The organism is Ruegeria sp. CDSB022 (assembly GCF_059611145.1).
Window position 1 is genome coordinate 683,446 of sequence record NZ_JBXWOZ010000001.1, and the last position, 20,078, is coordinate 703,523.

Annotated in this window: 18 protein-coding genes; 7 read left to right on the top strand and 11 right to left on the bottom strand. The window is 55.5% G+C overall.

The annotated features are described in order from the left end of the window. The first annotated feature begins 53 nt into the window (after positions 1-53). A complete protein-coding gene (gene bmt / locus AC2FIZ_RS03460; protein ID WP_271946964.1) occupies positions 54-1,067 on the top strand; it encodes a betaine--homocysteine S-methyltransferase in 1,014 nt (337 codons plus the stop codon). 5 nt (positions 1,068-1,072) lie between these two features. On the opposite strand, the gene AC2FIZ_RS03465 is transcribed toward bmt, so the two are convergent. The 10 genes from AC2FIZ_RS03465 to AC2FIZ_RS03510 form a co-directional block, all read right to left on the bottom strand. Beyond that, positions 1,073-1,849: an enoyl-CoA hydratase-related protein gene (locus tag AC2FIZ_RS03465; RefSeq protein ID WP_142633977.1), complete on the bottom strand. Its 777-nt coding sequence runs from the start codon at positions 1,847-1,849 to the stop codon at positions 1,073-1,075. Positions 1,850-1,920: 71 nt separating this feature from the next. Then, on the bottom strand, positions 1,921-2,379 hold the full coding sequence (locus AC2FIZ_RS03470; protein WP_142633979.1) for a cytochrome c-type biogenesis protein: 459 nt from the start codon (positions 2,377-2,379) through the stop codon (positions 1,921-1,923). Then, entirely contained in the window at positions 2,376-4,340 is a 1,965-nt protein-coding gene (locus AC2FIZ_RS03475; protein WP_142633981.1) for a heme lyase CcmF/NrfE family subunit, read from the bottom strand. Before AC2FIZ_RS03475 ends, AC2FIZ_RS03470 begins: the two co-directional genes overlap by 4 nt. Before the next feature lie 75 nt (positions 4,341-4,415). Further along, on the bottom strand, positions 4,416-4,994 hold the full coding sequence (locus AC2FIZ_RS03480) for a holin family protein (RefSeq protein ID WP_281994659.1): 579 nt from the start codon (positions 4,992-4,994) through the stop codon (positions 4,416-4,418). Next, entirely contained in the window at positions 4,985-5,596 is a 612-nt protein-coding gene (locus AC2FIZ_RS03485) for a holin-associated N-acetylmuramidase (protein WP_281972147.1), read from the bottom strand. Before AC2FIZ_RS03485 ends, AC2FIZ_RS03480 begins: the two co-directional genes overlap by 10 nt. 121 nt (positions 5,597-5,717) lie before the next feature. After that, entirely contained in the window at positions 5,718-6,164 is a 447-nt protein-coding gene (gene ccmE / locus AC2FIZ_RS03490; RefSeq protein WP_281972148.1) for a cytochrome c maturation protein CcmE, read from the bottom strand. A gap of 7 nt (positions 6,165-6,171) precedes the next feature. Beyond that, a complete protein-coding gene (argC, locus tag AC2FIZ_RS03495; RefSeq protein ID WP_281994660.1) occupies positions 6,172-7,200 on the bottom strand; it encodes an N-acetyl-gamma-glutamyl-phosphate reductase in 1,029 nt (342 codons plus the stop codon). Between the two features lie 94 nt (positions 7,201-7,294). Next, on the bottom strand, positions 7,295-8,104 hold the full coding sequence (gene murI, locus AC2FIZ_RS03500) for a glutamate racemase (RefSeq protein ID WP_271946944.1): 810 nt from the start codon (positions 8,102-8,104) through the stop codon (positions 7,295-7,297). Positions 8,105-8,112: 8 nt separating this feature from the next. Further along, entirely contained in the window at positions 8,113-8,991 is an 879-nt protein-coding gene (locus AC2FIZ_RS03505) for a lysophospholipid acyltransferase family protein (protein WP_281994661.1), read from the bottom strand. Positions 8,992-9,069: 78 nt separating this feature from the next. Beyond that, positions 9,070-12,489, bottom strand: coding sequence for an indolepyruvate ferredoxin oxidoreductase family protein (locus tag AC2FIZ_RS03510; RefSeq protein ID WP_281994662.1), 3,420 nt, complete (start codon positions 12,487-12,489; stop codon positions 9,070-9,072). A gap of 169 nt (positions 12,490-12,658) precedes the next feature. Here AC2FIZ_RS03510 and AC2FIZ_RS03515 point away from each other — a divergent pair, with 169 nt between their 5' ends. The 6 genes from AC2FIZ_RS03515 (at position 12,659) to grxD (ending at position 19,735) form a co-directional block, all read left to right on the top strand. Next, the gene (locus AC2FIZ_RS03515; protein WP_142633997.1) at positions 12,659-13,564 is read left to right on the top strand and encodes a LysR family transcriptional regulator; all 906 of its coding nucleotides are present in this window, start codon (positions 12,659-12,661) and stop codon (positions 13,562-13,564) included. Between the two features lie 277 nt (positions 13,565-13,841). After that, positions 13,842-16,091, top strand: coding sequence for a mechanosensitive ion channel family protein (locus AC2FIZ_RS03520; RefSeq protein WP_496687954.1), 2,250 nt, complete (start codon positions 13,842-13,844; stop codon positions 16,089-16,091). A 235-nt stretch (positions 16,092-16,326) separates the two neighbouring features. Then, complete coding sequence (gene purL, locus AC2FIZ_RS03525) at positions 16,327-18,486, top strand: phosphoribosylformylglycinamidine synthase subunit PurL (protein ID WP_142635129.1); 2,160 nt, start codon at positions 16,327-16,329, stop codon at positions 18,484-18,486. A 134-nt stretch (positions 18,487-18,620) separates the two neighbouring features. After that, positions 18,621-18,857, top strand: a complete 237-nt coding sequence (locus tag AC2FIZ_RS03530; protein ID WP_142634001.1) for a BolA/IbaG family iron-sulfur metabolism protein — start codon at positions 18,621-18,623, stop codon at positions 18,855-18,857. Between the two features lie 238 nt (positions 18,858-19,095). Then, complete coding sequence (locus AC2FIZ_RS03535) at positions 19,096-19,371, top strand: hypothetical protein (RefSeq protein ID WP_281972150.1); 276 nt, start codon at positions 19,096-19,098, stop codon at positions 19,369-19,371. Between the two features lies 1 nt (position 19,372). Next, the gene (grxD, locus tag AC2FIZ_RS03540; RefSeq protein ID WP_281972151.1) at positions 19,373-19,735 is read left to right on the top strand and encodes a Grx4 family monothiol glutaredoxin; all 363 of its coding nucleotides are present in this window, start codon (positions 19,373-19,375) and stop codon (positions 19,733-19,735) included. Here the strand turns inward: grxD and AC2FIZ_RS03545 are convergent, their stop codons facing one another. Further along, on the bottom strand, positions 19,736-20,053 hold the full coding sequence (locus tag AC2FIZ_RS03545) for an MliC family protein (protein ID WP_271946931.1): 318 nt from the start codon (positions 20,051-20,053) through the stop codon (positions 19,736-19,738). Between the last annotated feature and the right edge of the window lie 25 nt (positions 20,054-20,078).

Below are 20,078 nucleotides of genomic sequence, written 5' to 3' on the forward strand. Positions count from 1 at the left end.
GACACGGGGCGTCTCACATTTCTAGCGCGGCTCGCCAGTTTCGGAATATTCTTATGACAAATGCGCTCAGCAAACTTCTGGACTCCAACACGACTCTTTTGGCGGATGGAGCAACAGGTACAAACCTATTCAACATGGGCCTGCAGTCGGGCGACGCGCCCGAGCTTTGGAACGTCGATGCACCGGATAAAATCCGCGCGCTGTATCAGGGTTCGGTGGACGCAGGCAGCGACCTTTTCTTGACCAACACATTCGGCGGGACATCTGCGCGTCTCAAACTGCACGAGGCTCAGAACCGGGTCGCTGAACTGAACCGCGCAGGCGCAGAACTTGGCCGTGAGGTTGCTGACAAAGCCAACCGTCCGGTTATCGTCGCGGGATCGGTCGGACCAACCGGCGAGATCATGCAGCCTGTTGGCGCCCTGTCCCATGCCGATGCCGTGGAAATGTTCCACGAACAGGCGCAGGCATTGAAGGACGGCGGTGTCGATGTTCTTTGGGTCGAAACCATCAGCGCCCCAGAAGAGTTCAGGGCCGCGGCAGAAGCCTTTGCGCTGGTCGATATGCCTTGGTGTGGCACGATGAGCTTTGACACGGCTGGCCGCACCATGATGGGTGTCACATCCGCCGACTTTGCTCAGTTGGTTGAAACGCTCCCTAACCCGCCGGTTGCCTTTGGCGCAAATTGCGGGACTGGCGCGTCTGATATTCTGCGCACTGTCCTTGGATTTGTCGCACAAGGTACGGAACGGCCGCTGATATCAAAAGGCAATGCCGGTATTCCGAAATATGTGGATGGACATATTCATTATGACGGCACGCCGGAACTGATGGGCCATTATGCGACCATGGCGCGAGAGGCCGGCGCAAGCATTATCGGCGGATGTTGCGGCACAATGCCCGAGCATCTGCGGCACATGAGAGCTGCGCTTGACGGTGCCCCGTCCGGTATACGCCCAACCCTTGATCAGATCACGGACGCGCTGGGCCCGTTCTCATCCGCAACTGACGGGACTGGCGAGTCCGCCCTTCCGGAACGGCGCGTGCGTAAACGCCGCCGCGCCTGACAACCTCAACGCCCTTCGAATTTCGGGGGGCGTTTTTGCATGAAGGCAACGACGCCTTCGGAAAAGTCTCGGCTGCGGCCACATTCACCTTGCAGATGCGCCTCTGCCTCGAGCTGTTGCGGCAGAGTGTTTTCATAGGTGCCGCGAATAGCCTTTTTGATGGCGCCAAACCCTGAGGTTGGACCTTTGGCCAGATACATGGCCCGCTTGCGCCAATGCGCTTCGAACTCCGCGTCGGGAACGGCTTCCCAGATCAGGCCCCAGTCGTCGGCCTGTCGAGCACTGATCTTATCGGCAAAAAGAGCAGCGCCCATGGCTTTGGCGAACCCCATCTGGCGCGGCATAAACCAGGTGCCTCCAGCGTCGGGCAACAGGCCGATACGGGCAAAAGCCTGCAGGAAATAAGCACTCTCCGTCGCGATCACGATATCCGCGCATAGCGCCAGATTGGCCCCCGCCCCCGCAGCAGCGCCATTTACTGCGGCGATTGTTGGAACCGGGCAATTATAGATTGCTTCAAGCATGGGCTCGTATTCGTCGCGCAGCGTGCGCTCAAGATCAATCTTCCCGGTGCTTGAGGCATCACCTAAATCCTGACCCGAGCAAAAAGCGTTTCCCTTACCGGTCAAAACAATCGCGCGGGCATGGGTGGCAGCGTGTTTCATCGCGTGCGTGACTTCGGCCCGCAACTGAGCGGTCATTGCGTTCAACTTCTCTGGGCGGTTCAGAGTTACCACTGCCAGATCATCCGCAATGTCCAACAGGATCGCTTCGTATTCCATCCACCCCTCCAAGGTTCGCTGCGCCTGCGACCCTGCCTCAATTTCCAATGAAGGAAAAGGTGAACCGAAGGTCAATCTTTGAGGATTTCGCGTAATCGTTCTTTCTCGGCGTCGCTAAGGAGGCCGTCACCTTCCCTTCGGTCCTGTTCCGCCGATCTTTTGCGTAAAAAGCTGAAACCAGTCGCCACAGCGATCAAAAGCATGATCGGACCGGCCAGCCACAAAAGGATGTTCGATCCTGACGTTGTTGGCCTTAGCAAAACATATTCGCCGTAGCGATCAACGATAAAGTCAATCGCCTGTCCATCTGTATCGCCGGCCACCAGGCGTTCGCGCAATAACAGGCGCAAGTCACGGGCCAATCCTGCATTGCTTTCGTCTATGCTTTCGTTGCGGCAAACCAGACAGCGCAAGCCGGAACTCAGATCCCGCGCCCTCTGTTCCAGGATCGGATCATCAAGCACCTCGTCAGGTTGGACAGCCATGCTTGGCGTTGCCAATAAAAGCAGTATCAGTAGAAACCGTTTCATTCCGCCGGAACCCCCTGCGTCGGCGTCTTGCGCGCGCCTGCCGCAACGCGAAAACGCCTGTCGCACAGGCTAAGAACGCCACCGAGCGCCATCAGTAGGCACCCGCCCCAAATCCAATTCGCTAAAGGCTTGATATAAGTCCGCACGACCCAGCCACCATTTGCCTGCTGATCTCCAATGACGACGTAAAGATCCCTGAGAAACCGATAGTCAATCGCAGCTTCAGTCGTTGGCATCCTTGAAACTGGGTAGTCGCGTTTTTCCGGATGCAGTGTTGCGATTGTTCGACCGGCCTGTTCGACCTTAACATCGGCTGTGGTTGAGAAATAGTTGGGCCCCTCGACATTCCGAACCTGTTCAAGTGTCAGAGTGAACTGGCCAACCTCGAAAGGCTGCCCCGTCTGCGCAACGCGGATATCCTCGACCTCCCATGCGGTCAGCCCGGCGATGGCAAAGATCGTAACCCCCAGTCCGGTATGGGCTGCAGCCTTGCCCCAATCGGCACCGGGCAGTCTGAACAGACGCTGCAGGTTGTTTTTTCTTCCAGTACGGCTCCAAAGGTCCACAATAGCGCCAAATGTGATCCAGGCCCCCAGAAACAGCCCCACGGGTCCCAATGCGCTGCGACCGGTCTGCATGACCCAAACGAGCAAGCCAAGCGCAACCGCCAGAAGGAATGCGAACCGCAACGAATGCGCCGCCTTGCCAAGCTTTCCACGTTTCCACGGAAGCATTGCACCAAGCGGTAATACAATCCCCAGCGCAACCATGAACGGTGTGAACGCCGCATTAAAGAACGGCGCGCCGACCGAGAGTTTGCGATCAAATGCCATCTCGGCCACCATCGGCCACAAGGTTCCGAAGAACACAACGAAACAGCTGACCGCCAATAGAATGTTGTTCAGCACCAGGGCGCTTTCGCGGCTGACCATACCAAACACGCCCTTGGCCTCCATCGCTTGCGCGCGTGCCGCATAGAGTGTCAACGCACCGCCAATGAAGACCACAAGAATGATCAGGATAAACACGCCGCGTTCAGGATCATTGGCAAAGGCATGTACCGAAGTCAAAAGCCCCGATCGCACAATGAACGTCCCGATCAGCGAAAAGCCAAAGGCGATAATCGCCAGAAGGATGGTCCAGCTCTTCAGCGCTTCACGCTTTTCGACCACGATAGCAGAATGTAACAGGGCTGCCGCCAATAGCCACGGCATGAAAGAAGCGTTTTCGACCGGATCCCAGAACCAGAACCCGCCCCAGCCCAGCTCGTAATAGGCCCACCAGGATCCAAGCGCGATCCCAATAGTCAGAAAAATCCATGCGGCCAGCGTCCAGGGACGCACCCACCTCCCCCAAGAGGCATCCACGCGCCCTTCGATCAGCGCGGCCACTGCAAAGCTGAATGCCATGCTCAGGCCGACATAGCCCAGATACAGAAACGGCGGGTGGAATGCCAAACCTGGATCTTGCAATAATGGGTTGAGATCGCGCCCATCGAACGGGGCGATAATCAGACGGTCAAATGGGTTCGAGGTGAGCAGGATAAAAGCGTAAAACGCCACCCCTACGGCCGCCTGAACCGCCAGCACGCGCGCTTTGAGCGTCGGAGGTAACCCTGCGCCAAAAAAAGCGGCCATGGCCCCGAAAACTGCGACGATCAGGACCCACAGTAACATTGACCCTTCGTGGTTGCCCCACGTGCCGCTGATTTTATACAGCATCGGTTTGGCGGAATGGCTGTTTTCAACCACTATCCGCAATGAGAAATCAGAGGTGGTAAAGGCCCAGACCAACGCCGCGAAAGAGAAGGCGACTAACAGAAACTGTGCAATAGCGGCGGTTTCTGCAAAGGACATCCAGCCAGTCCACCGTTTCGCCGCCCCTATCAGCGGAATGACCGTCTGAACGATGGCGACGAGAAAGGCGAGTATCAGCGCGAAGTGACCAAGTTCTGTAATCATGGTCCCGCATATATTCCTGTTGAGGGACAATCACCAATCACTTTCGCCTCTGCCGGACGCACATAGTGTCGCGGGTCAGGCGGACCGACCCCGCCGCCAATCCTCGAGCGCAGGGTTGAAATCGGGTTTTAGGACCTCATCGGCCAAGCCTGCATCTGTCCCAGTATCAGCGACCCCAATCAAACGTTCCCGCATCTCTGCCAGTGTTTCGATGTTTTCCATAACTTTCGGAGTACGTGTCATCGTTGCCGAAATTTCACGCTGCAGATCCTGCACTTTGGTCTGGTGTCTTGCGCCGAAATAGAACGAGACGACCACGCCCAACAACCACCACAAGGGCTCAGGTACCAACGCAATCCCCTGCATCCGAGCGGCAAACCAAAGCGGATCGACCATAGCGGCGATAAACAGCCCCAATGTTCCCAAGGCCATGGCGGGGCGCGGCAGCCGGTTGAGCCCATCCATAAAACGGTCAAATGCACTTTTTTGAACCCGCTCGAACTCTGCCCTATACTGTTCCAGTACTCCCTGTTGTCGCGTCAGGTCGCGTTTAGCGCCCTGCTCAGCATTTTCACGAAAGACTTCGGTTGTTTCACGCACGACATTCCGACCCTCGCCAAACAAGAACACAAATATTCCCGAGATCAGCCCCATTCAGAAACCCTCCTTTGAAACTCTGCGTCGCTAAGATGATAGGTCGGTGACAGGAATTCCTCGGCGCGTCGTATCCAGCCACCTTTTGCCCCAGACCGGGACCGAGCATATTTGCGAGAGGTTGGACGCCGTTCCGCTATCCGGAAATAATAGTTTCTCCTGGCAACGCCATAAGCATCCCGCAGCGCGACAGGGTCCGGTTCAGACGCAGCACTGCAAGCCTGCGCCGTCTGCGGGCCCACAACGCCATCTACGACGACATGATACCCCATTTCACGCAGCAAATATTGCATAATTTTAACAGCTTGAACGCCTGAATTCACGTACATGTCGAAAACAGATGGCTGCAGAATGTTAGGCAGTAGGTGTAATCGCGGTTTTGAGAAATAGTGGCGGATAAAGATTTCAACGGCCTGCGACCGGCTCAGCCGCCTTACATCGGATACATCAACCATCCCGTCCTGCGTCAGGTCCAGTTGCAATCTGCGCATGGTATGGACTGTTACGCCGAATTTTGTCGCTCCACCCGGATCGTCGGGGTCATCGACAAAACCACCTTCACGCGTAACTATCTGTTCCGCGATCTGCCGAACCGTCTGCATGTACTGTTCTCCAACTTGGGACAGACAGACGCTCGGACAATTCTGTTAATACAGCTAAAATAGAAAGGGCGCTGCATGTCGATCCACGCAACGCCCGAATTCCGATCTCAAAGCCTATGGCTCAGCTCTCGCCGGCCTCCTTGTAAATACCTTGTTCTTTCAACGCGTCCACAACCTCTTTTGGCATATAGGTCTCATCGTGTTTCGCAAGAATTTCTGAGGCTTCAAAGACTCCGTTTACGTAGCTTCCGGTACCAATCATACCCTGGTTTTCCGAGAACAAATCAGGCAAAACCCCAGTAAACGTGACCGGCACACTTTCGCCACCGTCCGTCACCACGAAACGCACGGTTTCCCCTTGCCCCCGCACGATCGAACCCTCTTCGACAAGACCACCGATCCGGAATATTTCAGTCGGTTTTGGTGGCTCTGCCATTACTTCACTGGGTGAGCGGAAGAAATTGATGCCGTCCTGCATAGCGTATCCGATCAACGCCGTAGACACTGCCAAAGCAACGATTGACAGAAGGATGATCTGAACGCGACGACGTTTCTTGAGCGTTTTCATTTGTTCCTCATGGGAAAAGTGGGGCCATCATCAGACCCGCAGTTTCAGCTTCACCTAACATCAGGTTAGCGTTCTGCAAGGCTTGGCCACTGCTACCTTTTGTCAGGTTATCCAGTGCTCCGATCACAATGGCGCGCCTCTCGATCCGGTCGCTGGCCACGCCGATATGGCAGAAATTTGAGCCGCGCACATGGTGGGTCGAGGGTGTTTCGCCAAATGGCAGCATCTGGATAAATGGTTCGCTTTCATAGGTTTTCACAAGCGCTTCATAAACGCTCGTGGGGTCACCTTTGACATATGTAGTCGCTAGGATACCCCGGTTTGCCGGAACCAGATGCGGAGTGAACTGAACATGGACCGGGCGCCCTGCAAGGGCAGAAAATTCTTGATCGAATTCCCCCAAATGCCGATGCGTACCGCCAACAGCATATGCGTTATACCCTTCGCTAAGTTCGGCATGCAGCAGGTTTTCTTTCAGCGACCGCCCGGCACCAGACACCGCGCATTTGAGGTCCAGAATGATGTCATCCAGATCAATGACGCCGGCCGAAATCAAAGGGCGCAAAACATATTGTCCGGTGGCGGCGTTGCAGCCTGTTCCGGCAACCAAGCGGGCCGTGCGAATTTGATCGCGATAAAACTCGGTCAGGCCGTAAACGGCCTCCTCCTGCTGCTCCAAAGCCGCATGAGGGTTGCCATACCATTTTTCATATTCCTCAGGGTCGCGTAGCCTGAAATCGGCGGACAGGTCGATGATTTTAAGGTCCTTCGGCAGGTCGCGGATAACTTCCTGGCTGGTTTTATGTGGCAGCGCGCAAAAGCACAGGTCGATCCCTGAAAAGTCGATTTCTGAAATTTTGCAAAGAACCGGTAACTTCAGGTGCCGCAAATGTGGAAATACCTGCGCCATCGACTGTCCGGCTTTCCGCTCGGCAGAAAGTGCAGCGATTTCCATATTCGGATGCTCGTCGATCAACCGAACCAGTTCAGCGCCGGTATAACCCGAAGCGCCCAGAATTGCGATTTTGTGGGTCATCTTGGACCTCTTGAAACTGTATGCCACTGTTCATGCCCGCCACTGTGACGGTCATGGGATTACGGGTTCTTTCAGGCCGCGTCTTTGACCAAAGTCAGACAGCCTCGAAAGTAATTTGTCGTCGGAGGAACTGGGTGGCGCGATCACTGACAACGCCTGGCTTACCAGTGGTCAGATAACCGCCCTTCGCCGCACCCTGCATGTTCGGGTGCCGCTGCAAATAGTCTGCCAGACTTTCGGCAACCAGATCACCCTGGCTGAACACCTCAACGTCGGGTCCTAAGGCCTTCTGAAACGCCTCAGCCATCAAGGGATAGTGCGTACAGCCCAGAATTGCGGCCTGAGGCTCTGGCATCTTGCGTTTCAGGGCGTCCACATGGCTTCGAACCAGCGCTTCGGCCAGGATCATGTCGCCTTCCTCGATGGCATCAACGACCCCACCGCAGGCCTGCGCCTCAACATCTACGCCAATCGCACGAAAGGCCAACTCGCGTTGAAACGCGCGACTCGATACGGTGGCCGGGGTCGCAAACAAAGCGACGTGTTTGACCGCGACTTCACGCGGCGGGCTGTTGTCACCCCATTGCCGCTCAGTCAGCGCTTCGATCAATGGAACAAAAACGCCCAAGACGCGCTTGCCTTGAGGCACGCCCTCTTCCTGCATCCGCCGCAAAGCAGCAGCGCTGGCCGTATTGCAGGCCAGAATCACCAGATCACATCCCCGGTTCCAGAGGTCGTTCACCGCACCCCGGGTCAGCTCATAGATATTCTCTACATCACGCACCCCGTAAGGCGCATGTGCGCTGTCCGCGTAATACAGGAAATCAACGTCGGGAAGACGTTTCTGCGCGGCGTTCAGAACGGTCAGACCGCCCAAACCAGAATCAAAAATGCCTACTGCCATTTGCCCCTTTAGGCGCGATGCCGTTCCTCAAATTCATAGCCATAGTCATAAGACTTTAGTGGCTTTGGAGACAGCTCATACGTTGCTTTGCGCAAGAAATCCATCATCTTGCGCGTATCCTTGGCCAACGGGTCCAGAACGTCGCGGCCGATGGGCTCTCCGATCACCACTTGGACCGGGGTATCAACGCGTTTTTTGAATTCCTTGATCAGCAATCCCATGCGCAATGTATTGTGCAGATGGCTGGCGATCTGAAACAGGCGTGAGGTATGACCGTCAAAAAAGACCGGCACAACTGTCGCGTCTGATTTGGCAACCATCCGCGCTGTGAAGCCACGCCAGCCCGGGTCCATTGGGTACGAGAAAGGCCTTGCCCCAGTGCTGACGGTTCCGCCGGGAAATATGCCAATCGCACCGCCCTCGCCCAGATAGTTCAAAGCTTTCTTGCGGGTCTCGAGGTTCTGCTTCATCGCAGTTTTTGTATCGTCGAATGAAATCGGCAGAACGACCCGATTCAGATCCTCTGCCTTACGAAACACATGGTTGGCCAGAATGCGAAAATCCCCACGCGTACTGGACAACATGTGCCCCATCATCAACCCATCCAGAATTCCATATGGGTGATTGGCAATCAGAATCAGAGGGCCATCACGGGGAATATTAGACAATGACCCACCAACCACATCCAGAGACAAACCGTATCTCTCAACCATGACCGACCAGAAATTTCGCCCGTTGGCCACGTCTTTTTCGTACCCATCAGCACGCCTGATAAGGCGCAGGCGGCCTGTGGTGTTTTCCATAAGCTTGATGACCATCCGTCCGCTTTTGGTTTCGGCGGAATAGGCATAAGAAATGTCACGTGCAACATGGCGTCGCGAGGGCATGGAAATCTCCGGTTTTGTACCTGCATTTTAAATGCAAGTAACAATTTTGCCTAGCTGTCGTGACACGGTTGTGACGAATTACTCGGCGGCGGCCTGTAATTCAGGTCCTCCGTTCCGTATCGTGGTCAACAATTCCTCTCTGCGTTTGGCGGCGCTCGCCTCATTCGCCTTAAGGACGGGTCCAAAACCTTTGATATCCAAGGGCAACTTAGCAAGCGAAATTACGGCATCCTTTGTTTGGATGGAAATCAGCGGAGTGATCTCTTTGAGATCACGCTCATATTGCTTGATCAGCGCGCGCTCCATTCGACGTTCGACACTATAGCCAAAGATATCCAGCGGAGTACCTCGAAGAACTTTTAGCCGAGACATGAATTTCAGCGGCTTCAGCATCCATTCGCCGAAACTCCGTTTGCGGGGTCGGCCATCTGGTCCTTTGCCACCAAGCAGCGGTGGGGCAAGGTGGAAAGTCATTTTGAATTCGCCATCAAATTCGGCGGCGGCTTTCTCCCGACTGGACAGTAACAACCGGGCCACTTCGTATTCGTCCTTGTAAGACAACAGCTTATGATACCCTTTTGCGACAGCATCACGAATTTCTGCATCCTCAAACGAGTCAACGATTTTGCGGTAGCGTTTCGCCAAACGAGCGCTTTGATACTGGGTCAGATGATCGGCGCGGAACGCGATGACCTGCTCTGGTGATTTCGGGAGGTCGGAAAAACTTGGCCGTAGAATCTCATCGACTTTTTCCGGGTGTAAAACCGCCCAACGACCGATTTCAAAGGCTCTTTTGTTGCGCTCTACCGCCGTTCCGTTCAGATCAATGGCTGCAATCACCGCATCGAGGCTGACGGGTATCAGTCCGCGCTGCCATGCGGCCCCAAAAACCATCATGTTCGAATAGATTGAATCTCCCATCACTGCGCGCGCAAGCTCAGTGGCATCAAACAGGGAAACATCTTCTTTCAATCGTGCTTGCAGCGCCAGTTCCAGCCTCTCACCAGGAATCCTAAACTTAGTGTCGCGCGTGAAATCGCCGGTAACGGTTTCGTGGCTGTTGACCACCGCTCCGGTCTGACCCAAGCGTGTCAGGCCAAGTGTTTTGGCCCCGGCGGAAACAACCAAATCACCACCGATCAATGTGTCGGCTTCACCCGTTGCCACACGTATTGCACTGATATCATCTGGCCGGTTGGCTATACGGCAATGAATATGAACCGCACCGCCTTTCTGAGCCAAGCCTGCCATCTCCATCATTCCGGCGCCTTTGCCGTCAATCTGGGCCGCCTGTGCCAGGATCGCCCCGAGCGTGACAACTCCGGTCCCACCGATGCCGGTAATGACAACATTATGTGTGCCCATGATTTCAGGCAGCTCGGGCATCGGAAGATCGGGCAGATCAAGTTCGGTCGTCGCTTCTTTGCGAATCTTCGCGCCTTCCAGCGTTACAAAGGAGGGGCAGAACCCACTCAGACACGAAAAATCCTTGTTACAGCTCGATTGGTCAATCGCGCGCTTCCGGCCAAGTTCGGTTTCCTTGGGAACAATCGAAACACAGTTCGATTGGATGCCGCAGTCACCGCAGCCCTCACAGACATCCGTATTGATAAAGACCCTTTTGTCCGGGTCGGGAAAGGTTCCGCGTTTACGGCGACGGCGTTTCTCAGCGGCACAGGTCTGGACATAGACGATGACCGAGACGCCCTCATAGGTGCGGAATTTCTCTTGCACAGTCATCAGTTCGGCACGCTCAAAGCTCTCTACCCCTGCGGGTAAGGCTTTGAAGTTTACATCTTCTTTTTCGTCATAGACCAGCGCGACATGTGTGACGCCCATAGCCTTGACCTCGGCCGCGATCCTTTCAGCGGTCAGATCACCCTCATTGCCCTGCCCGCCCGTCATTGCGACCGCATCGTTGAACAGAATCTTGAAGGTGATGTTCGTACCCGCCGACAAAGCTGCCCGGATCGCCTGAACACCGGAATGGTTATAGGTGCCGTCTCCGAGGTTCTGGAACACATGATTGGTGGTCGAGAACGGCTCTTCCCCGATCCAGTTTGCCCCTTCGCCACCCATCTGAGTAAAGCCAAATGTGCTTCGATCCATCCACTGAACCATGTAATGGCATCCGATGCCTGCATAGGCCCGGCTTCCGTCTGGTACCTTGGTCGAACTGTTATGCGGGCATCCAGAACAGAAATACGGAAGGCGCGAGGCTATTTCCTCGGCATTGTCCGCCCGGCGCGCTTCGGTCAGCTTGGTCAAACCTGCGCGGACCCCGTCGGTATCGCGGCCTTCTTCAATCAGAATACCGCCCAGTTTTTCAGCGATCATGTTCGGATCAAGGGCACCGCGGGTGGGAAACAGCTCTTCCCGGTGCAGCGTCCCAGCACCGCCCTTGTACCAGCCATAGACTCGTCGACCACGGCGGTCGTCAAAGATCGCTTCTTTGACCTGAACCTCGATTAGCTTGCGTTTTTCTTCAACGATTACGATCAGGTCCAGACCCTCTGCCCAGTCGTGAAATCCGGCCATGTCCAGTGGGAACGTCTGTCCGACCTTATAGGTCGTGATGCCAAGGCGCTCGGCCTCGGCCTCATCAATATTCAGCAAGGAAAGCGCGTGGGTGAGGTCCAGCCAGTTCTTGCCAGCGGCCACCAGACCTATCTTTGCGCCGGGTTTGCCCCAGACACGTTTGTCCATCCGGTTAGCGCGTGAAAACGTTTCAGCCGCAAAACGCTTGTAATCAATAATGCGCTCTTCCTGCAGATGAGGCGTATCGCCAAGCCGGATGTTCAGCCCTCCTTCGGGCATATCAAACTCGGGCACCACGACATTCATGCGATCGGGGTTGCCATCAACAACCGAAGTCACCTCGATCGTGTCCTTCATGGTCTTGAGGCCGACCCAGACACCGGCGAACCGGCTGAGCGCGAATCCGTAAACGCCGTAGTCGAGTATCTCTTGTACTCCGGCCGGGCTGACCACTGGCATGTACATATCAACCAACGACCACTCGGACTGATGCAGCACGGTCGAGCTTTCGCCCGTGTGATCATCCCCCATGGCCATCAGAACGCCACCATGTGCCGCCGTCCCTGCCATATTGGCATGGCGCATCACGTCGCCTGACCGATCTACACCAGGTCCTTTTCCGTACCACAGACCAAAGACGCCATCGAACTTGCCGTCACCCCTTAACCCGGCCTGCTGACTGCCCCAAAGCGCGGTTGCCGCAAGATCCTCGTTCAGACCGTATTGAAAAGTGACATCGCTTTCTGTCAGCTGTTTCTGCGCGCGCATCATCTGCTGGTCGACCGCTCCAAGAGGCGATCCGCGGTATCCCGTCACCAATCCAGCAGTGTTCAGACCCGATTTCGTGTCGCGCGCCTTTTGCATCAGCATAAGGCGCACAAGCGCCTGAGTGCCGTTCAGTAAAACCGTGTTTTTGCTTAGGTCGAAACGGTCGTTCAAAGAAATTTGTGGCTTACTCATCAAACGCCTCCCCTCGTCAGATCAGTGTGCTTCATCTGCTTCCATATTAGGTCATAATAACTGACCTGCCTAGAGCTTATCCTCTGAAACGCAAGGATTTCGCCGTTTGAATGTGGAAGTTGTCACCTATTTCATATAGGCGTTCGGCAGGATAACGAAAGTTGCGGCGATGGATTGGGACAAGCTTAGGATATTTCACGCGGTTGCAGATGCGGGCAGCCTGACACATGCAGGCGATAAGCTGAACCTATCTCAATCGGCAGTCAGCAGACAAATTCGGGCATTGGAAGAGTCACTTGATTCGACGTTGTTCCATCGTCACGCCCGCGGTCTGATTCTGACCGAACAGGGTGAGCTGCTGTTCGACGCCACCTCGGCAATGTCCAAGCGACTGGACGCGGCAGCCGCGCGCATACGAGACAGCGAAGAAGAAGTCTTTGGTGTGCTGCGGGTCACAACCACATTTGGCTTTGGGACTCTATGGCTCGCTCCGAGGTTGCCAAAGCTGTATGAACAATACCCGGACCTAAATATTGACCTTATGCTTGAGGAACGCGTTCTTGACCTGCCAATGCGCGAGGCTGATGTCGCCATCCGTATGAAAGAGCCCAGCCAGGCTGATCTGGTGCGCAAGCGCCTGATGACAGTACAGATGCTGCTTTATGCTACCCCAGAATATCTTAAAGAAAGCGGTCAACCTGCCTCCCTCGAAGAAATCTCGAGCCATCGACTTATCTGTCAGACCCCCTCAGCCCCCCAAGTAGGGGCCAGTGCGGCAATGGTACGGCATCTGATGACCTATAACCCGGCGTCGTTGCTGACAGTGAACAACTATTTCGGTGTCTTGCAGGGCGTACTGCACAATCTGGGAATTGGCTTGCTGCCCGATTATGTCACGCATGATTTCCCGCATCTGCTGCCGGTACTTTCAGACATCGAAACGGCAGACGTTCCTGTTTATCTCGCCTACCCCGAAGAGTTACGCCACTCCAAACGCGTGGCAGCCTTCCGCGATTTTGTGCAGGACGAGATCATCGCGCAGCGTAAACACCTGAAGAAAATGGGGAAACTATAGCTATGCGTCAACGTCATAGCGGACATGACGGACTATCACACTGAAACGCCTTGATCGTTATCAAACTGATGCCTAAATGAGCACTCGAAGGCGGTGATGCTGTAACGCTCATCATCTTCATACCTCCCTGTTGGACTACGGCCGAGCTTAGTGCTCGGCCTTTTTTTTGGCCCTGACTTAATCGGTGACACCGAACAGCCGAAAATTGCTGGGAAATTTCCACCTCCGCGCCTATGATCCCGTAAGAGATCAAAAATTCGTGTTCGAGGGAAAATTCATGCACCATCCACTCCGCCTATTACTGGCGTTGATTTCCGCCATTCTTCTTGCGGTACCAGTACACGCACAAGACAGTGGGGCCGCGTCGTCTACGGTCACAATTCCAGAGGACCTGACGCCCGATCAGGTTGATGGCTTGGTGGCACGTATGTCCGACGATCAGGTTCGCGCCATTTTGCTGGAACGGCTCGATGCGGTTGCAGAAAAGCAGGCGGCAGCAAACGAAAACCATGAAGATCCGCTTACCGAAATCAGTGAAATCTGGGCCGAGATGGTTACCTCTTGGACGCAGGTTTTGACCACATTGCCAAATATCGTCAGCGCCCAGGTTGAGGCGTTCAGCAATTTCTCAGCGAAATTCGGATCTACCGGGGTGTTTGGCCTGTTTGGGTTGATCCTAGCAGTTCTGGTGGCCGGATACGCTGCTGAGAAATTGTTTGGGTTTCTCACCCGCAAATGGCACGAAGAGCCCGATGGGAATTCTGATGCCGATCTTTGGAGCGCGGTACGTTACTTGTTCCGCCGATTCTGCCGGGAAATCGCAGGACTTGTTGTGTTCTATGTTGTTATCCGGGCGATTGGACGGGGCTTGCTGACGACAGAACAGCTTACCTATGCCGCCCCATTCGTTTTCTACCTGATTTGGATTCCGCGTCTGGGCGCAGCCGCCTCACGCTTTGTGCTGGCGCCCAAAAAGCCACATTACCGGTTGGTCAACATAGACGATCATTGGGCCAAATATCTGCATCGCAACCTGATTGGCCTTCTTCTATTGATCGGCCTCACGCTCTTTATCGTACGGTTCAACTTGCTTAACGGTATCACCCCGGCCGATACGCGTATCGGTTTCTGGCTGAACGCTGGCATCCATATATACATTGGGATCATCGCCTGGACCGCGCGCGAAGGGTTGTCTCAGATGATGTTGGGCACGGACCCGGACCACACCAAATTCGATGAAAAGGTCGCTCATTACTATCCCTACTTCGCTATCGGCGTTTCGGTGGTGATATGGTTCCTGGTCGAATTCCTGATCGCACAGCGTGATCCCAGAACACTTGCCCTGCTTGGCAAAGGGCCACATTTCACGACGATGTTCTGGCTGCTGATCGCACCAGCGCTTGATACGCTGATCCGTGGCCTAGTGCGCCATCTTCAACCCCCAATGTTGGGCGACGGACCATTGGCCGAACGCGCCTATAAATCAGCCAAGCGCAGCTATATCCGGATTGGTCGCGTGCTGGCCGGCCTGTTTGTGGTCTTTATGATCGCGCGGGTCTGGCAGCTTGATCTTCGACATGTCGCCTCTGCCGGGATCGGAACAGACGTTGGCGGTACGGTTATCGAATTCCTGATGATCATCGCTGTCGGATACATCTTGAACGAGGTCGTCTCACTATGGATCAACCGTCGTCTTGCCAAGGAACAGACAACGGCAGAAGAGCTGGATGAAGAGGCCGGTGGCGAGGGTGGCGGCGCAGGCGGTTCACGTCTGGCGACGGTTCTTCCCCTGCTGCGGATCACGGCACAAGTCACGATTGCGGTCATCTTCGGCCTGCTCGCATTGGGCGCGCTGGGCATCAACATCACCCCACTTCTGGCAGGTGCTGGTGTCCTTGGTCTTGCGATCGGTTTCGGCGCTCAGAAGCTGGTGGCAGATATCGTCGGCGGTGTCTTCTTCCTTATCGACGATGCGTTTCGCGTGGGTGAATATGTCGATGTCGGCGGCACCATGGGCACCGTCGAGAAAATCTCGATCCGTTCGATGCAGCTCCGCCATCACCGTGGGCCCGTTCACACGATCCCCTATGGCGAGATTCAAAAGCTGACCAATTTCAGCCGTGACTGGGTGATCATGAAGCTAAAGTTCACCGTGCCGTTTGACACTGATCCCAACAAGGTCAAGAAGATCTTCAAGAAGATCGGCGCCGAGATGATGGCGGACGAAACCCACAAAGAAGGCTTCTTGCAGCCCTTCAAATCGCAAGGTGTTTTCGACTTTGACGATGTTGGCATGATCATCCGCGGCAAGTTCATGGCCAAGCCGGGCAAGCAGTTCACGCTTCGCAAGGAAATCTTCAACCGGGTGAAGGCCGAGTTCAATGCCAATGGCATCGACTTTGCCCGCCGCGAAGTTCGCGTAGCAATTCCTGGTCTGGAAGAGGCCGAGAACCTTACCGAACAACAAAAAGCTGCTGTTGGGGCCGCTGCGGCGGACTCGATCAACAAGGGAGAAACCCCAGCTTAAAGACCAGATACAGACGCCACGCGGCTTTTGGGCCGTCTGGCAGGAAATACTATAGACGGAACCGGCCACTAGCGCGGTTCCGTTTTTTTTTTCTGGGTACACAAAGCGCAGAAAAGCTCGAAATTGGCATATGCCGGTTACGTTATTCGACCCTGCGCTGACTTGGCCCTTCCCACAGACGCGCCCTTGCCCTACAAGGCCCGCAATCTCGGCCACCATGGATACAGGACAAACGATGCAAGAGCCCGCCATCACACCGGATCTGATTGCCGCGCACGGGTTGAAACCCGAAGAATACGAGATGATCCTGGAGATTATCGGGCGCGAGCCAACCTTTACCGAGTTGGGCATTTTCTCGGCCATGTGGAACGAGCATTGTTCCTACAAATCTTCTAAGAAATGGCTGCGCACCCTGCCCACCTCTGGACCCCAGGTGATCTGCGGACCGGGTGAAAATGCAGGTGTGGTCGATATCGGCGATGGTCAGGCCGTGGTCTTCAAGATGGAAAGCCACAACCATCCGTCTTACATCGAACCCTATCAAGGTGCAGCCACAGGTGTTGGAGGTATCCTGCGCGACGTTTTCACCATGGGTGCGCGCCCAATTGCCTCGATGAACGCGCTGTCTTTTGGTGAACCCGGCCACCACAAGACCCGTCAGCTGGTCAATGGCGTGGTCGAAGGTATCGGCGGCTATGGCAACTGTTTCGGCGTGCCTTGCGTTGGCGGCGAAGTGCGCTTTCACCCGGCCTATAATGGCAACTGCCTTGTGAATGCCTTCGCAGCCGGGCTGGCTGACAGTGACAAGATTTTCTACTCAGCCGCATCGGGCGTCGGCATGCCGGTTGTCTATCTTGGAGCCAAGACCGGACGCGACGGCGTGGGCGGAGCCACCATGGCCAGCGCCGAATTTGACGACACGATCGAGGAAAAGCGCCCCACCGTTCAGGTTGGCGACCCGTTCACCGAAAAACGCCTGATGGAAGCGACGCTGGAGCTGATGCAAACCGGCGCAGTGATCTCGATCCAAGATATGGGCGCGGCGGGCCTGACCTGTTCCGCAGTTGAGATGGGGGACAAAGGCGGTCTGGGCGTTCGGCTTGATCTGGAAAACGTCCCCCAGCGCGAAGAGAACATGACAGCCTATGAGATGATGCTGTCGGAATCCCAAGAACGCATGTTGATGGTTCTCAAACCCGAGCTTGAGGCCGAGGCTCGCGCCGTTTTCGATAAATGGGATCTGGATTTCGCTATCGTGGGTGAAACCGTCGCCGAAGATCGCTTTCTGATCATGCATAATGGTGAGGTCAAAGCCGATCTGGTTCTATCCAAACTCTCCTCGACCGCGCCCGAATATGATCGCCCGTGGGAGCCTACACCGCAAGCAGAAGATCTGGCCGACGTGCCTCAGATCGACCCAATCGACGGTCTGCGCGCCCTGCTCGCTTCGCCCAACTATGCGGGCAAGCAATGGGTTTACGAGCAGTATGACACCATGGTTATGGCCGATTCCGTGCGTACGCCTGGTCTGGGCGCCGGCATGGTTCGTGTACACGGCACCGACAAGGTTCTTGCTTTCACCAGTGACGTGACCCCGCGCTATGTGCGAGCTAACCCTGTTGAAGGCGGCAAGCAAGCTGTTGCCGAAGCCTACCGCAACCTGACCGCCGTCGGGGCATTGCCGCTGGCGACCACTGACAACCTGAATTTTGGCAACCCGGAAAAGCCCGAGATCATGGGCCAGTTCGTCGGTGCCATCCAAGGCATTGGTAAGGCCGTCGCAGCATTGGATATGCCCATCGTGTCCGGCAACGTGTCGCTTTACAACGAAACCGACGGTCAAGCGATCCTGCCGACCCCGACAATCGGAGCGGTCGGCCTTCTGGCGCACACGGACGAGATCATAGGTAATGAGGTCCGCGACGGCCACGTGGCTCTGGTCATCGGCGAAACGCAGGGGCATCTGGGCCAATCCGCCCTTCTGGCCGAAGTGTTCAACCGCGAAGATGGCGACGCGCCGCATGTCGATCTGGACGCCGAAAAGCGCAACGGAGAGTTCATCCGCGCAAACCGAGAAATGATCAAAGCCTGCACCGATCTTGGCGATGGTGGTCTGGCATTGGCGGCCTTCGAACTGGCCGAGGCAACCGGCGTCGGCATCACGCTTGACGACGCCTCGACCGAATTCCTGTTTGGCGAGGATCAGGCCCGTTATCTGGTAGCCTGCAACTTTGACCAGGCCGAAGCCCTGATGATTGCCGCAGGTCAGGCTGGCGTTCCACTGGTATCGGTCGGGCGGTTCACGGGCGACAGCGTCCGCATCGGCTCTTCTGAGGCCTTGCTTGATGAACTGACTGCCACTTTCCGCAACAGCTTCGCCGAAGCCGTCGCCTGATTTTGGGGCCTGCGCTTCTGAAAACCTGCACTTTGACAAGTGCAGGTTTTTGTCATTTCGGGGCGTTTATCTGACCCTTGCGCGCCCCGCCCCGGCGCACTACATCTTGGGAAAGACTTTCAGGAGAAACCTACATGCCGATGAGCGCCCACGAGATTGAGAACCTGCTGCGCGACGCGTTTCCCGATGCGGACATTCAGGTCGGCGGCAGCGACGGCGTACATATGTCGGCCATGGTTGTGGATGAGAGCTTTCGTGGCAAAAACCGGGTGCAACAGCAACGAGCAGTCTATGCAGCCCTCAAAGGTAAGATGGACGGCCCGGATGGCGACTTGCACGCGTTGGCGCTGACGACGAAAGTGCCTGAGTGAGCACGACTTTCTGGATTTACGGGATTTGCTCTTTGGTGACGCTGGTTGGGTGCATATTGGTTGTTCAATCAACTTCTTTACCCGGTACCAATAAGAAAGCTCGCGGAAGCGAACCCGGCCGAGGAGATCAACTAATAACTTATGGCGTGCATACGGGCGGCCCGGGCGGCGGATACACGGCTATGGCGAGGGTGACCCGATATCCGCAGCAATACGCAAAAGCCATGGCTCCAAAAAAATGAGTACATGGCTGGCTTGGATATCAGCAATCGCGGCTTTGATAGTTGCCGCCGCGCTGATCGAGGCCTATGTGAAGCGAAACAGAAAGCGTAAACTGGTCAACATGCGTCCAAACCCGGACAAAATCAGCAAGGTTGACGGCATCGAGAGATACGGGCTGAATCCGCTGGCCCTGGCGCAGGCCGAACACCGACGGCTGGAAAAGGAAGGATGGGTCGCCGCCCCATCACAGGATGAAACGACCGCCCCGGATGCGGATGACAAGGAAAAGTAACATGACCGACGTGAAAACCCAGATCGACGAGACCGTCAAAGCCAATGATGTGGTGCTATATATGAAAGGCACCAAGGAAATGCCGCAATGCGGATTCTCCTCGCGCGTGGCAGGCGTGCTGAACTACATGGGCGTAGAATTTGCTGACGTGAATGTACTGGCCGACGAAGGCTTGCGTCAGGGGATCAAGGACTATTCTGACTGGCCGACTGTTCCGCAACTCTATGTCAAAGGCGAGTTCGTAGGCGGATGCGACATCATCACCGAGATGACCCTGTCAGGTGAGCTGGACACCTTGTTTGATGACAACGGTGTCGGCTACAACAAGGAAGCCGCTGATAAAATCAGGGAAGCAAACGCCTGATCAGCGACTGACGCAATTTCCCAATAAGACCTGCTCGCTGGCGGCATCTGCACCTGTCGCCAGAAAGCTCACCGTGGCGTCCCAGCCTTTGGAGCGCAGGATGTAAGTGCCAGTTGTTCCGTCGGATTCATAGCGAATACCAGAGCCGCTCTGAGCTTGGCGCAAAGTCACCAGCTTATTGTCGACCATCATGGCTGCCGCGCTGGATCCATCCTCGGCATTGAAATAGGCAACCTCAAGAGGCACGCCGTTATCACAAGTAAATGTGACGGGCAGAATATCGATCCCAGCCCAGGAAACCTGCGCTGACACAGACATGAAAGTCGCAATAGCAATAGTACGC

Bases quoted from the DNA above. Each gene is read 5' to 3' on its own strand.
- bmt (WP_271946964.1), top strand. From the start codon at position 54: ATGACAAATGCGCTCAGCAAACTTCTGGACTCCAACACGACTCTTTTG.
- AC2FIZ_RS03465 (WP_142633977.1), bottom strand. From the start codon at position 1,849: ATGGAATACGAAGCGATCCTGTTGGACATTGCGGATGATCTGGCAGTG.
- AC2FIZ_RS03470 (WP_142633979.1), bottom strand. From the start codon at position 2,379: ATGAAACGGTTTCTACTGATACTGCTTTTATTGGCAACGCCAAGCATG.
- AC2FIZ_RS03475 (WP_142633981.1), bottom strand. From the start codon at position 4,340: ATGATTACAGAACTTGGTCACTTCGCGCTGATACTCGCCTTTCTCGTC.
- AC2FIZ_RS03480 (WP_281994659.1), bottom strand. From the start codon at position 4,994: ATGGGGCTGATCTCGGGAATATTTGTGTTCTTGTTTGGCGAGGGTCGG.
- AC2FIZ_RS03485 (WP_281972147.1), bottom strand. From the start codon at position 5,596: ATGCAGACGGTTCGGCAGATCGCGGAACAGATAGTTACGCGTGAAGGT.
- ccmE (WP_281972148.1), bottom strand. From the start codon at position 6,164: ATGAAAACGCTCAAGAAACGTCGTCGCGTTCAGATCATCCTTCTGTCA.
- argC (WP_281994660.1), bottom strand. From the start codon at position 7,200: ATGACCCACAAAATCGCAATTCTGGGCGCTTCGGGTTATACCGGCGCT.
- murI (WP_271946944.1), bottom strand. From the start codon at position 8,104: ATGGCAGTAGGCATTTTTGATTCTGGTTTGGGCGGTCTGACCGTTCTG.
- AC2FIZ_RS03505 (WP_281994661.1), bottom strand. From the start codon at position 8,991: ATGCCCTCGCGACGCCATGTTGCACGTGACATTTCTTATGCCTATTCC.
- AC2FIZ_RS03510 (WP_281994662.1), bottom strand. From the start codon at position 12,489: ATGAGTAAGCCACAAATTTCTTTGAACGACCGTTTCGACCTAAGCAAA.
- AC2FIZ_RS03515 (WP_142633997.1), top strand. From the start codon at position 12,659: ATGGATTGGGACAAGCTTAGGATATTTCACGCGGTTGCAGATGCGGGC.
- AC2FIZ_RS03520 (WP_496687954.1), top strand. From the start codon at position 13,842: ATGCACCATCCACTCCGCCTATTACTGGCGTTGATTTCCGCCATTCTT.
- purL (WP_142635129.1), top strand. From the start codon at position 16,327: ATGCAAGAGCCCGCCATCACACCGGATCTGATTGCCGCGCACGGGTTG.
- AC2FIZ_RS03530 (WP_142634001.1), top strand. From the start codon at position 18,621: ATGCCGATGAGCGCCCACGAGATTGAGAACCTGCTGCGCGACGCGTTT.
- AC2FIZ_RS03535 (WP_281972150.1), top strand. From the start codon at position 19,096: ATGAGTACATGGCTGGCTTGGATATCAGCAATCGCGGCTTTGATAGTT.
- grxD (WP_281972151.1), top strand. From the start codon at position 19,373: ATGACCGACGTGAAAACCCAGATCGACGAGACCGTCAAAGCCAATGAT.
- AC2FIZ_RS03545 (WP_271946931.1), bottom strand. From the start codon at position 20,053: ATGTCTGTGTCAGCGCAGGTTTCCTGGGCTGGGATCGATATTCTGCCC.